Here is a 13,692-nt window from a genome sequence, read left to right as displayed (position 1 = left end):
CAGCAGTGAACTTGAGAATGCAAACCTGTGAAGGGCCGCAAAGATACTTACAGATTTTGCGGATTCAAAAAGATAATCGCAGATGGTGCAGATAAAAAGGATAATGCAGATTCGTGCGGGCAACTGTTCATCCAGTCACAGCTTCTGCCAGCACGAATCTGCGTTATTTTTTTACCTGCATCATCTGCGATTTACTTGAGAATGGCGCGGGCAATAACGAGCTTCTGAATCTCGGAAGTGCCCTCGCCGATGGTGCAGAGCTTGGCGTCGCGGTAGTATTTCTCAGCCGGGTAGTCCTTGGTGTAGCCGTAGCCGCCAAAGATCTGCACGCCTTCGTTGGCCACGCGCACGCTCACCTCGGAAGCGTAAAGCTTGGCCATTGCCGATTCCAGGTTCACGTTCAGGCCGCGGTCCTTCATATCGGCGGCGCGGTAAGTCAGCAGCGAAGCCGCTTCGATTTCCGTAGCCATGTCGGCCAGCTTAAAGCTAATGCCCTGGAAGTTGCTGATAGGCTGGTTGAACTGGTGGCGCTCCTTGGAATATTGCAGGGCCGCCTCGTAGGCTCCCTGCGCAATGCCCAGGCTCAGGGCCGCGATGCTGATGCGGCCGCCGTCGAGCACTTTCAGGGCCTGCACGAAACCGTCGCCGACCTTGCCAATCACATTCTCCTTAGGAATCCGGCAATCAGTGAAAATAAGCTCGGTTGTTTCCGAGGCCCGCATTCCCAGTTTGTCTTCCTTGCGGCCGGCCTCGAAGCCGGGCGTGCCCCGCTCCACGATGAAGGCCGTCATGGCCCGTGAATCGCCCACTTCGCCGGTGCGGGCAATCACGACGGCCACGTTACCCGTTTTGCCGTGAGTAATAAAGTTCTTGGCCCCGTTGAGCACGTAATGGTCCCCGTCGGCTATGGCCACGGTACGCATATTGCCCGCGTCGGAGCCAGTGTTCGGCTCGGTGAGGCCCCAAGCCCCGATCCACTCGCCGGAGGCCAGTTTGGGCAGGTACTTGTGCTTCTGCTCCTCCGAGGCATGTTGCAGAATGTGACCAGTGCAAAGCGAGTTGTGCGCCGCCATGCTCAGGCCGATGCTGCCGTCAATCTTGGACAGCTCGGCAATGGCCGTAACGTACTCCACGTACCCGAAGCCTGATCCGCCGTATTCCTGCGGTACCAGCACGCCCATCAGGCCCAGTTCCCCGAGCTGATGGAAGATGTGTTTGGGAAATTCCTGCGACTCATCCCACTCCATCATGTGGGGTTTGATGTGCTGGGCGCCGAAGTCGCGCACCATCTGGGCAATCATGGTCTGATTTTCAGTAGCTACCAGTTCCATAGGGGTGGGGGTGGGATTGGTGAGAATCAAAAGAGGTCCTGAGCCAGCGGAAAGTGCCCTGGCCCCGACTTTGGGTCCGCGAAAGTACGATTTTACGGCCGCACAAGCCAGTACAGGATTCCGGCTTACGAAGGTGTGAATTTTGAAAGAGGCGGTTAATTCGGTTTCTTTGATGGTTTTTAGGCAAATTTCGCCTCGTCCGAAGGGCGGTATTTCGCCCGTAGTTTTCTACCTGAACCCGGTCTGAGCCGGTTTACATGCATAAATCCCTCTTCCGCCGCTTCTTCTACCTGGTGCTGTTGTACGTCCCGACAGCACTGTTTTTTGGTTCCTGTACGGCCAGCCGCATTCAGCAGCAGAATATCCTGTTTCGCACGGATGGGGCGGCCCGCATCGACACGGCGAAGCTACGCGACGTAGTAAATCGGGCTGAGCGCAACTACCTCATTCAGCCCAACGATTACCTGGAAGTACACGTGTACACCAACAACGGAGAGCGAATTCTGGATCCTAACGGGGAACTGCAGTTTGGTACGCCCAGCGGGGTTACTGGTGGGGGCAGCAGTGGCAACCGGCAGGCCGGCAGTGGCGGAGGAACGGTTGGCTCCGGGGCTCGGGGCGGCGGAGGTGCGCAGGGCGGCTCTGAGTTTCTGGTGCAACACGACGGGGTAGTGCGCCTGCCCTTGGTAAACTACCAGCGGATAGCCAACTTAACGCTGTTGCAGGCCGACAGCCTGCTGCAGGTGAAATACACGGAGTTCTACAAGGATGTATTTGTTACTACCCGCGTATCTAACAACCGCATCATCGTAATGGGCGCCATTTCGGGCGGTTCCGGGCAGGTTCTTTCCATGACCAATGACAACATGAACCTGCTGGAGATACTGGCCGCCGCCGGTGGCCTCGATGGGGGGGCAATCGGAACCACCGGGCAGAGCCGGGTTGGCCGGGCAGACAACATCCGCCTGATTCGGGGAGATCTGAAAAACCCGCAGGTTCAAATCATCGACCTGACCACTATTGATGGGATGCGCCGGGCCAACCTGCAAGTGGAACCGAATGATATCATTTATGTTGAGCCCATCCGACGGCCGTTCTACGAACGGCTACAGGAGATTACGCCGCTTTTTAGCCTGGTTGGAAGTCTGGCCGCGCTGGCGAGTTCCGTCTATTTTATTTCCCGCGTAAAATAGGTAGCGACCGAAGGGTTCAATCCAATTTCTGACATTAACCAACGCTACATGGCGGCGAAAGAAGACGCTGAACTGGAAGAACTCATCCGTAACGCAGGCGGAGAACCAGAGGAAGAAGAAGAGGGCGGCGGCCTAGACCTTACGACGCTACTCATGGTAGCCCGCCGGAGTCTGCCGTGGATGGTGCTGCTGATCATGATTGGACTGACTGCCTCGTGGCTGTTTTTGCGCTACACTCCCCCGGTGTACCGGGCATCGTCGACGCTGAAAATTGACGAAAAGTCGGAAGCCGGGGTTTTGCTGGGCGGTATCGGCCAAGCCGCAGAACAAAAGCAGACCCTCAATAAGCTCTCGGGTGAAGTCGAACTCATCAAATCCGATATCATCTATCGGCGGTTGAAAGATTCGCTTACGCTGGACGTCAATTACTACGTTCAGGGCACGGTGCTGGAGTCAGAGCTGTATAGCCTGTCGCCGGTGCGGATTGAATACAAGGCCGGTAAAGGGGCTATGTTCAACCAGAAAATAGGGCTGCAACTTCTCGAAAACGACCGGTTTAGTCTGCAATTGCCGAATGGAGCAAGCGCAACACAAGCGCTGAAATTCGGGCAGCCCATCGATATTGCCGGATTTACGTTGTACATGTACAAAACCGCGCAATATGAGGGGGCTAATCGGGATGCGAATTATTCGTTCATCATTAACGACCAAAATGCAATAAATGGGTATTTAAATCAGAATTTATCGGTCGATATTATAAATCCTGACGCGAGTACGATCAGTATTTCCTTCACGGATTACAACCCGTCGAAAGCAAGTGATATTGTTAATTATGTTGATTCGGTCTATCTGGTAGAAAAGATATTGCGCAAGCAGGAAACCATGGCCCGCGCGACTAATTATATTGACCGGCAGTTAGGCGTCAATAGCGATAAGCTGAGCCAGGCAGAGGCTAAAATGCAGGATTTTGTCCGGAAAAATAAGGTGTTCGACGTAAAATCGGAAGCCGGCCTGGTAACCAACCAGCTTAATATGCTGGAAAGTCAGCAGGAAGAATTGCAGGAACAGGCTGATATGCTGGCGGAGTTGTCCCGGTTGGTGGAGCAGGAACGCCTGACGAGCCGGCAGGACGGGGATGTAATGCAAACCATTCCGGCACTGAGCACCATCGAAGACGCGCAGCTAACCAAGCGGATTACGGAACTCAGCGACTTGCAACTGGACTTAAGTCAGTTGCTGAAATCATATCAGGAAACGACTACGGCCGTCAAATTGCGGCGGGCTGAAATTGCGAACATCAAGGCAATTATCCGGGAGCTGCTGAGTAAGGACCGGCAGCTGGTGCGTCGGAAAATAGCCAAAATGGCCGCCAAGAAAGCGGAGCTGGAGAGCAAGCTGGGCAACCTTCCCGAAAAGCAAACGGAGCAGGCACGGCTGCAACGGCCCTTGGAATTGTACGAAAAGTACAATATGCTGATGATGGATAGCAAAATCCAATTTGGGATTTCGATGGCTGGCACAACCGCCGACTTTCAGATTTTATCGCCCGCTATTGTGCCGGCAGTGCCTATCTCGCCGGTGCGGCTGATGATATATGCTATCGGATTGGCCGCTGGTATTGCGCTGGGGTTAGCCCTGATTGCCGTTCGGTATCTTTTGCATAATACGGTTACCAATATTCGGGAGCTGGAACGAAATACCAATGCCTCGGTACTGGGAGTTATTCCAACCTACGATAAAGAGAAGATGGCCGTGTCGAAACTGGTGGTGGACCGCAACCCCAAATCGGCGCTTTCCGAAGCAATCCGCTCTATCCGGACCAACCTGGAGTTTGTGGCTACTTCCAAGAAAAAACGATTAATCTCCATTACGTCAACTATTAGCGGCGAAGGCAAAACATTTGTCACCGTGAACCTGGCCGGTATCATTGCCGCCTCGGATCAGCGCGTCGTGATTCTGGACCTGGACATGCGCAAGCCGAAAGTAAACCTGGCCTTCGAAGCCGAGAATACCAAAGGCATCAGCACTATTCTGATCGAGAAACACACCTGGCAGGACTGCCTGCAACATACTAGTATTCCTACGCTGGACTTTATTTCGGCCGGCCCCACGCCGCCGAATCCGTCGGAGCTTATTCTGAGTCCGAACTTCGACGCGCTTATTGTGCAATTGCATCAACACTACGACGTTGTGATAATTGATACTCCGCCCGTTGGTCTGGTAACGGACGGTATTCTTATCATGCGGAAAGCCGATGTGCCGATTTATATCGTGCGGGCTAACTACTCCAAAAAGTCTTTTCTGAAGAACATCAATAAGCTGATGCGTGCGAACAACTTCACGAAGCTGACGACCATTCTCAACGATGCCCAGACGACGGGTGGCTACGGCTACGGCTATGGCTATGGCTACGGCTACGGCTACGGCCAAGGCTACTACGACGAGGAAGCCGCGCCGACCGGACTGTTCAGCCGGTTGCGGAAGCGTTTCTCCTGATCCTGTTGGTGCCGCACATGTCCTTTTTTCAGAAGCTATTCAGGCGGCCGAATACCGCGCAGGTCCAGGCGTCTTTGGCGGTATTGGGTGCCGATATGCATTCGCACCTGCTGCCCGGGCTGGACGATGGGGCCGAAACGATAGAACAATCCGTGGAGCTGCTGCGGCAGTTGCAGGCGCTGGGGTACCGCAAGCTCATCATGACGCCCCACGTTATGGGCGACTTCTACCGCAACACGCCCGAGGGCATCCGGGGGGCGTTGGCTTCGTTGCGGCAGGCAGCCGCAGCGGCCGGCATGGGGGGCGTTCAGTTGGAGTGCGCCGCCGAATACTACCTGGACGAGAGCTTCGGGCAGCGGCTGGAGCGGGGGGAGGACCTGCTCACGTTCGGTGGTGAGCAGCGGCTGGTGCTCGTTGAAACCTCCTATATCAACGAGCCCTTCAACCTGGCCGAAACCATCTTCAACCTCAAAGCGGCCGGTTACCAGCCAGTGCTGGCCCACCCCGAGCGCTACACCTATCTGTACGGCCGGTTCGAGGAACTGGTACGGATCCGCGAGCAAGGCGTACTCCTACAGGTCAACCTGAACTCGCTGACCGGTTATTACTCGGCCGGGGCCAAGCGCGTGGCAGAAAAGCTCATTGACGGCGGGCTGGTGGATTTGCTGGGCACGGACGCCCACCACCTCAAACACCTGGATACGCTGCGAACGAAGGTGCTTTCCAGTGCTTATCTGGCCAAGGCGCTGGCCTTGCCGCTGCTCAACAACACGCTTTAAAACGCAGCTTTTTTGGGGATTTGTACACCGGTGAGGTCTGCTGGTAGCGCAAAACACCTCGTTCCGGCCGGACAAAGAGACAGGGGAGAGAATGATGGCTTGCGAAAACGAAAACCACATCCCGAAAAACGAAAGCATGATTCTCGTAACCGGCGGCAGCGGCTTGGTAGGTAGCTTTCTGATAACGGAGCTGCTAGGGCGCGGCCTGAGCGTTCGGGCACTGTACCGCGAGAAGATACCCGTGGCAGCGCATCCGGGCCGCGTGGAGTGGGTGCAGGCCGATATCCGGGATGTTCTGGCGGTACGCGCCGCGCTGGCGGGCATCACGCATGTGTTCCACTGCGCCGGCCTGGTATCGTATGCCCCCCAGGATGAGGAGGCGCTGCTCCGGGTGAACGTGGAGGGAACAGCCAACATCGTGGATGCCTGTTTGGAACAGCCGGGAATCCGGCTGGGGTTTGTGTCGTCGGTGGCGGCTTTGGGGCAGGTGCCGGCCGCGCAGCAGCAAGCACCCGGCCCGCTGCTGGTAGACGAGCAGGCCAAGTGGGATCTGGGGGCCGAGCACAATGCCTATGCCACGTCGAAATACCTGGCCGAGCTGGAAGTATGGCGCGGGGTGGCCGAGGGGCTGTGGGCCGTGATGGTGAACCCCGCCGTGATTCTGGGGCCGGGCAACTGGCAGCGCAGCAGCACCCGTCTGTTGCGGTATGCATACCAGGAGCATCGCTTCTACACGCCCTCCACTATGAATCTGGTGGACGTGCGCGACGTGGTAGCCATGCTGGCGCAACTCACCCTGAACACGGAGCGAAGCGGGGAGCGGTACGTGCTGAGCGCGGGAAGCCTGCCCCTGCGGGAGTTGCTGACGCAAGTGGCCGCCTGCTTCGGCAAGCGCCCTCCCACGGTGCCCGTGCCCGGCTGGGCCGGGGAAGTCGTCTGGCGTCTGGAGCATGTGCGCGCCGTGCTTACGGGCGCGCGCCCCCTCATCACCAAAGCCACTGCCCGCGCCGGCCGCCGCCCGCTGGAATACCGGGCCGATAAAATCCGGCGGGAATTGGGCCAGGAGTTCCGACCTTTGCCGGAAACCATCCGCTGGTGCTGCGAGCAGCTCGTGGCCAACGAGCAGCTCGGTGGCTGAGGCAAGCGCTGTGCGTGTGCGTGTGGGCGAAGGACTGATCCGGCAAGCCAGGCGGTCCTGGCAGTTCCGCTCTTTCCAGGGCCTTGGCCCCGCCCTGAAAGGCAGCGCTTGCTCCCGGTTTCCGAGTCGTCCCGTCACTTATTGTCCGGAGTGGTTGTTGTATATTATGGGCGGAGCGAATTCAACGCTGAAAACGCGCCCGTTCACCCACGAAGCCTGTCTTTTTGGCGGGTTCGTGCTGATAGCTGAAGCATGAGAATGAACGAAAATTTTGAAGACCGGGAAGAAGTGCTGGCCACCGTGCGTCGATTTGAAGACATGGTTGCCAGCAACGAGTCCGTGTTTTTTGATCTGGCCGATTTTGAGAACATCATCGACCATTACACTACCAACACGCAGTACGAAAAAGCCCTCCAGGCCTGCGAGGCGGCCATTGCGCAGTATCCGTTCAGCACGGAGCTGCTCATCGACCGCTCCCAGGTGCTGGCCATGAAGGGCGAATACGGGGCCGCCAGCAGTCAGATTGAGGACGTGGCCCACCTAGACCCCGACAACCCCGATGTGGCCGTGACGCGCGGCATTATTGCCACCCAGAAGGGCGAATTTGCGGAGGCTGTGGCTTTCTTCCTGCAAGCCGTGGAGCGGACCGAGGACCGCGACGACATTTTCTTCAACCTCGGCCTGGCTTACCAGAGCTGGCAGAAGTTCAAGAGTGCCGCCAAGTACTACAAGCAGAGCCTGCGCCTCAACCCCGACAACGAGGTGGCCGTGCAGGAGCTGCTGTATTGCCTGGAAGTGAGCGAGCGGCTGGAAAGCAACCTCGAATTCTTCCGCCGCTTCACCGATGAGGACCCCTACTCGGCCGTGGCCTGGTACAACCTGGGGCAGGCCCACTTCCGGGCCGGCCAGTTCGATGACGCCGTCCGGGCCTTCGATTACGCCATTCTCATTGATGGCGAGTTTTACGATGCGCACGGCTACCTCGCCAGCACCTACGTGAGCCTGGAGCGGTACCGGGCAGCCATCAGCGAGTTTGAGCTGAGCCACCCGCCCGGCGAGCCCAGCCCCGAAGCACTGTGCAACATTGGGGAGTGCCACGAAAAGCTGGCCGAATGGGACCTGGCCCGGCGCTTCTACCAGCGGGCCGTGGATCTGGAGCCCGAAATGGACGAGGCCTGGTTTGGCATCGGCGTGATTATGCAGGCCCAGGAAAAATATTTTGAGGCCATTCACTTCTTCCGCAAAGCGGTGAGTCTGTACGCCGAAAGCGTGGAATACTGGTTGGCCCTGGCTGCCGCCGAGTACCAGATCGGCAACATCGTATCGGCCATTGAAGCGTATGAGAAGGGCACGGAAGTAGGACCTGAGAACAAGGATGGCTGGCTGAACTGGAGCATTCTGCTCTACGAGCAAGGCAACTTCGACGGGGCCATTGACCTGATGCGCAATGCCCTGGAAATCAGTCCGGCCGAGGCGGAGCTGCACTACCGGCTGTGCGCCTACCTGCTGGCGGCCGGCCGCTACCGCGAGGCCTACGCCTGCCTGGAAGGCGCGTTGCTGCTCGATTTCGACAAGCACCGCCTGCTGTTTGAGTACTTCCCCGAGCTGGAGTCGCAGCAGGCCCTGGCCCGCCTGATCGATCAGTACCGGAAGTAGCGAGTCCAAGCGAAAGAGTCAACAGGAAAAGCCGTTGAAGCAGTTTATACCACTGTTCAGCGGCTTTTCTTTTTGACCTTTCTTCCTGGGCTTTTCCCCAAAACCGCACTTACAGAATACGGGCGTACTTTTGCCCCCACAACATCCAAGACTTAAAGCCCTCCGTTTCCAAGCCCCTGCTGCATGAACTACTCCCTCAATCAACTGCCCGAACGTACCGCCAAACCCCGCGAGCAGGGCTTCACCATGGTCATGGACAAAGGCCTGAGCGTGCGGGAAGCCGAAGACTTTTTGGAAGTAGGGGCCGCCTACACCGATATCGTGAAGCTGGGCTGGGCCACTTCCTACGTAAACCCCAACCTCAAGCGCAAGCTGGCCGTGTACAGGGAGGCCGGCATTCCGGTGTATTTCGGGGGCACGCTGTTTGAAGCCTTTATCATCCGCAACCAGTTCGAAGACTACCGCCGCCTGCTCGATACCTTCGGCATGGAGTACGCCGAGGTGTCAGATGGCTCCATCGACCTTAACCACGACAAGAAGCTCGAATTTATCCGCACTCTTTCGCGGGATGTGAAGGTGCTGAGCGAAGTAGGCTCCAAGGATGCGGAGAAGATTATTCCGCCCTACAAGTGGATTTCGCAGATGAAAACGGAGCTTGAAGCCGGGGCCGTGAAGGTGATTGGCGAAGCCCGGGAGGCCGGCAACGTGGGCCTGTTCCGCAGTACCGGGGAGGTGCGCTCGGGGCTGGTAGAAGAAATTCTGACCCAGATTCCGTTCGAGAAAATCATCTGGGAAGCCCCCCAGAAAGCCCAGCAGGTGTGGTTTATCAAGCTGCTCGGGGCCAACGTGAACCTGGGCAACATTGCGCCCAACGAAATCATCAGCCTCGAAACCATCCGTCTGGGCCTGCGCGGCGACACGTTCACCGACTTCCTCGACATGGACGCGGTGGATGAAATGTTCCGGCCCGCGCCCAAAAATCCAAGTCGCCCCGGCACCTCCATGCCCCGGGGCTAGGGGAGGAATAGGGCATGAATCGAAAAGAAGCAGGCTCCGCACTCATGGCGGGGCCTTTTTCGTGCCGGCCGGGGCATCTGGCCCGAAGCTTGCGCGCCCGCCGGGACTGGCGTGGCTAACCCGCAGCCCGCGAAATCAGTAAACGGACAAAGCCGGGCGGCAAGTGGTGCCGGCCTTGCCTATTTCGTACTTTACCCCCTCTATGAATCATATTTTCTCTACCTCGGCAGTGGCCGCCCTGATGTTGCTGGCCGCCTGCGGGGAGCCCACGAAAAAGGAAAAGACTGAAGCGGCCCTTGTTACGCCCGCCGATACCGTGGCCACGGCCACCGACTCGGTGGCGCTGCCGGTGCCCTACGCCACCGAGTCGGTGACCAAGCGCAGCCGGATTGTGGAGTGGCCCCAGGCCGAGATGCCCGCCGTGCCCACCGGCTTTCTGGTGACCCAGTACGCGGCCGGGCTGGAGAGTCCGCGCAATATGTACGTGCTGCCCAACGGCGACGTGCTGGTGGCCGAGGCCAACACGGTGCCGACGGATACCAAGGAAAAAGTAGCCGCCGCCCTCAAGCTGGACCCCTCCAAATCGTTGCGGCCCACCAGTGCCAACCGCATTACGCTGCTACGCGACGAAAAGCAGGACGGCCGCCCCGACGTTCGATCCGTGTTTTTGAAGGACCTGAACCAGCCGTTCGGCATGTTGCTGCTAGGCGGCTTCTTCTACGTGGCCAACACCGATGGCGTGTGGCGTTACCCCTATAAAGAGGGTCAGATGAGCATCACGGCTAAGGGTGAAAAAATTCTGGACCTGCCCGCCGGCGGCTACAACAACCACTGGACCCGCAACCTGCTGGCCCGCCCCGACGGGCAGAAAATCTATGTTTCGGTGGGCTCGGCTTCCAACGTGGGCGAGCACGGCATGGAAGAAGAAAAACGCCGGGCCGATATTCTGGAAATAAACCCCGACGGCAGCGGCGAGCAAGTGTACGCCGCCGGCCTGCGCAACCCTGTGGGCATGGACTGGGCGCCCGGCAGCAACGTGCTCTGGACGGCCGTGAACGAGCGCGACGAGCTGGGCGATGAGCTGGTGCCCGACTACCTGACCAGCGTGCAGGCGGGCGGCTTTTACGGCTGGCCGTATTCCTACTTCGGTCAGCACGAGGACCCGCGCCGCAAGGGCGAAAAGCCGGAGCTGGTGAAAAAGGCTTTGGTGCCCGAAGTGCCGCTGGGCGCGCATACGGCTTCGTTGGGCCTAGCATTTTACGACGCCGAGGCCTTTCCGGAACGCTACCGCAACGGGGCCTTTATCGGGCAGCACGGCTCCTGGAACCGCTCCGAGTTTTCGGGCTACAAAGTGGTGTTCGTGCCCTTCAGCGGGGGCAAACCCAGCGGCCCGCCCGAAGATTTCCTGACCGGCTTCATTGCCAACGCCGAGAAAAACGAGGTGTACGGCCGGCCCGTGGGCGTTACGGTGCTGCCCAACGGCGTGCTATTGGTGGCCGACGATGCCAGCGGCAAAATCTGGCGCGTGGCGGCCCAGTAACCCACTACCGCTGTGCCTGCTCAGGCCCAAGCGCTGCCATCAGAAATACCATCAGAAAAGCAAAAGCCATTTCCCGCCGGGAGGTGGCTTTTGCTTTGGGCGTACCTTCGGGGCCTATGAATAAGCTGCTGAATGCCGGGCGTCGTCTGCTGAGCTACGTGCTGCCCCTCACGCGCCGGGTGGCCTCCGTGCACAGCGGCACGTTGCGCGTCACGCTCTGGCGGGGCCACAAGGTGCTCGACACGGCCCACGCCAACTATAGCTACGGCACCTTGCAGCGGGTGCTGCGCTACGGCCTGCTGTTCGCGCCGGCCCACCCGGCCGGGCCGGTGCTGCTGCTGGGGCTGGGCGGCGGCTCGGTGGTGCCCACGCTGCGGCAGGAGCGGGGCGTTACCGGCCCCATCACGGCCGTGGAGCTAGACCCGGTCGTGATTCGGGTGGCGGCCGAGGAGTTCGGGATTGAGACGGGGCCGGGGCTGCATATCGTCTGCGCCGATGCTTTTGTCTGGGTGCGTACGGCCCCGGCGGCGGCTTTTGAGCTGGTGGTGGTGGATCTGTTTCTCGACCTGGAGCTGCCCGCCGGGCTGGGCGACGGCGCCTTCTGGCGGCACCTGCTGCGCCTCACGCGGCCGGGGGGCTGGGTGCTGTGCAACCTGCTGACCAGCGCCGAGCTATGGCCCGAAGGCCAGCCGTTATCCGGATTTCTGGAACAGCTTGGTTTTGAGGTGAAGGATGTGGAAGTGGAACAGTTCAACCGCCTGCTGATTCTGCGCAAAGCTGGGGACTGAACCACCGGGAGTTGACACCTGATTCGCAGTCGTTTGCTGCTAACCTGCTTTCTTTGCAGGCTCAACCCCCTTCTATGGAAATCCTGAAGCACATCATCGACTTCGTTCTACACCTGGATAAGCACCTGGCGGCCATTATTCAGGACTACGGGGCCTGGACCTACGCCATTCTGTTCCTGATCATCTTCGTGGAAACGGGGGTAGTGGTGCTGCCCTTCCTGCCCGGCGACTCGCTGCTGTTCGCGGCCGGCTCGCTGGTGGCCCTGCCCGGCTCCCCGCTCAACGTGTGGGTGATGATGGGCCTGCTGATTGTGGCTGCCGTACTCGGCGACGCCCTCAACTACCATATTGGCGACTACCTGGGGCCGCGGGTGTTTCGCGAAAATTCGCGCTTCCTGAAGCGTGAGCATTTGGAGCGCACCCAGGCATTTTACGCCAAGCACGGGGCAAAAACCATTATTCTGGCCCGCTTCATCCCCATTCTCCGCACCTTCGCGCCCTTCGTGGCGGGCGTGGGCACCATGAAGTACAGCAAGTTTCTCTCCTACAACTTCACCGGCGCGGTACTGTGGGTGGTGCTGCTCACGGGGGCCGGCTACTTCTTCGGTACTATCCCCATCGTGCAGAAAAACTTCTCGCTGGTAGTGCTGGCCATCATCGTGCTATCGGTGCTGCCGGCGGTGTGGGAGTTCATGAAGGCCCGCCGCGAGAAGAAGACGCCGGTGGCGTAGTCTGGAAAATTCTGCGCCGATACGCGTGAAAACCGCCTGCTTCATGAGGAAAGCAGGCGGTTTTTTTGTTGCTTACCTCCGTATCCACCCCTGCCTTATGCCCGAATTCGGATTGCTCGGCCGCACCCTCCAACATTCGTTCTCCCAGACCTACTTCACCCAGAAGTTCCACAACCTGGACCTGCCGGATCATGAGTACGGGCTGTTTGAGCTGAGCGCCCTGCACGAGCTGCCGGCCCTGCTGGCGGCCCGCCCGGGTCTGCGCGGCCTCAACGTTACGATTCCTTACAAGGAGCAGATCTGGCCGTTTCTGGATGAGGTGGCTCCCTCGGCGGCCCGGGTGGGCGCCGTGAACGTGGTCGAGTTTCGGGCCGACGGCTGCCTGATCGGCCACAACACAGATTATCTGGGCTTCCGCGAGTCGGTGCGCAACCTGTTGCCCGTCCACCTGCCCGCCGACTTCCGGGCTCTGGTACTGGGCAGCGGCGGGGCCTCGAAGGCGGTGGAAGTCGCCCTGCGCGACCTGAACATCGGCTACTGGGTAGTTTCGCGCAACCCGCTGGGCAGCGGCCTGACCTACGACGACCTCACGCCCCGCCTGCTCCACGACCATCCGCTCATCATCAACACCACGCCCCTGGGTACTTTTCCCAACGTGCAGGAGTGCCCGCCCATTCCCTACGCCGCCCTCACGCCCCACCACTACCTGCACGACCTGATTTACAATCCCGCCGAAACCGAATTTATGAAGCGCGGAGCCGCTGCCGGAGCCCAGGTTAAAAACGGCTTCGAAATGCTCTGCCTCCAGGCCGAAGCCTCCTGGAACATCTGGCAGGGGTAGGGCGAAATGGTGAGGGAGGTGAGGGGGTGGGTTTGAGGTTCGGGGCGGCCCCAAGGCGCTACTTGCGCTAATGGTGCATGTTGCGCCAGCGGAACAGCAACTCACCATTTCACCCTCTCACCGTCAGCTGCCCTGGCTACCCTATCAACCAACGGAGGGGGCCGGAACCTGCGTTGTGGCCC

At 59.1% G+C, this 13,692-nt stretch carries 11 protein-coding genes; 10 read left to right on the top strand and 1 reads right to left on the bottom strand.

The window, feature by feature from the left end; translation table 11 throughout:
- Positions 1-191 precede the first annotated feature (191 nt).
- Positions 192-1,331: an acyl-CoA dehydrogenase gene (locus D0T11_RS00980; protein ID WP_119653907.1), complete on the bottom strand. Its 1,140-nt coding sequence runs from the start codon at positions 1,329-1,331 to the stop codon at positions 192-194.
- A gap of 257 nt (positions 1,332-1,588) precedes the next feature.
- Between D0T11_RS00980 and D0T11_RS00975 the strand changes: the two genes are divergently transcribed.
- The 10 genes from D0T11_RS00975 (at position 1,589) to D0T11_RS00930 (ending at position 13,510) form a co-directional block, all read left to right on the top strand.
- Complete coding sequence (locus D0T11_RS00975; protein WP_119653906.1) at positions 1,589-2,524, top strand: polysaccharide biosynthesis/export family protein; 936 nt, start codon at positions 1,589-1,591, stop codon at positions 2,522-2,524.
- Positions 2,525-2,572: 48 nt separating this feature from the next.
- A complete protein-coding gene (locus D0T11_RS00970) occupies positions 2,573-5,020 on the top strand; it encodes a polysaccharide biosynthesis tyrosine autokinase (protein ID WP_119653905.1) in 2,448 nt (815 codons plus the stop codon).
- 95 nt (positions 5,021-5,115) lie between these two features.
- Positions 5,116-5,799, top strand: coding sequence for a tyrosine-protein phosphatase (locus D0T11_RS00965; RefSeq protein ID WP_245990564.1), 684 nt, complete (start codon positions 5,116-5,118; stop codon positions 5,797-5,799).
- A gap of 136 nt (positions 5,800-5,935) precedes the next feature.
- Positions 5,936-6,937 carry an NAD-dependent epimerase/dehydratase family protein gene (locus D0T11_RS00960; protein ID WP_119653931.1) on the top strand — a complete coding sequence of 334 codons (1,002 nt, stop codon included), beginning with the start codon at positions 5,936-5,938 and terminating at the stop codon, positions 6,935-6,937.
- Between the two features lie 258 nt (positions 6,938-7,195).
- A complete protein-coding gene (locus D0T11_RS00955) occupies positions 7,196-8,593 on the top strand; it encodes a tetratricopeptide repeat protein (protein ID WP_119653903.1) in 1,398 nt (465 codons plus the stop codon).
- Between the two features lie 183 nt (positions 8,594-8,776).
- The gene (locus tag D0T11_RS00950; RefSeq protein WP_119653902.1) at positions 8,777-9,610 is read left to right on the top strand and encodes a phosphosulfolactate synthase; all 834 of its coding nucleotides are present in this window, start codon (positions 8,777-8,779) and stop codon (positions 9,608-9,610) included.
- Positions 9,611-9,812: 202 nt separating this feature from the next.
- On the top strand, positions 9,813-11,150 hold the full coding sequence (locus D0T11_RS00945; RefSeq protein ID WP_119653901.1) for a PQQ-dependent sugar dehydrogenase: 1,338 nt from the start codon (positions 9,813-9,815) through the stop codon (positions 11,148-11,150).
- Between the two features lie 116 nt (positions 11,151-11,266).
- Positions 11,267-11,938, top strand: coding sequence for a spermidine synthase (locus tag D0T11_RS00940; protein WP_119653900.1), 672 nt, complete (start codon positions 11,267-11,269; stop codon positions 11,936-11,938).
- Between the two features lie 74 nt (positions 11,939-12,012).
- Positions 12,013-12,669, top strand: coding sequence for a DedA family protein (locus tag D0T11_RS00935; protein ID WP_119653899.1), 657 nt, complete (start codon positions 12,013-12,015; stop codon positions 12,667-12,669).
- 97 nt (positions 12,670-12,766) lie between these two features.
- Complete coding sequence (locus D0T11_RS00930) at positions 12,767-13,510, top strand: shikimate dehydrogenase family protein (protein ID WP_119653898.1); 744 nt, start codon at positions 12,767-12,769, stop codon at positions 13,508-13,510.
- The last annotated feature ends 182 nt before the right edge of the window (positions 13,511-13,692 follow it).

This window comes from Hymenobacter rubripertinctus, from assembly GCF_003583925.1.
GTDB classification, from domain to species: Bacteria; Bacteroidota; Bacteroidia; order Cytophagales; family Hymenobacteraceae; genus Hymenobacter; species Hymenobacter rubripertinctus.
Note: the sequence above shows the minus strand (reverse complement) of the source record. Positions and strands in the feature narration are given on the sequence as shown.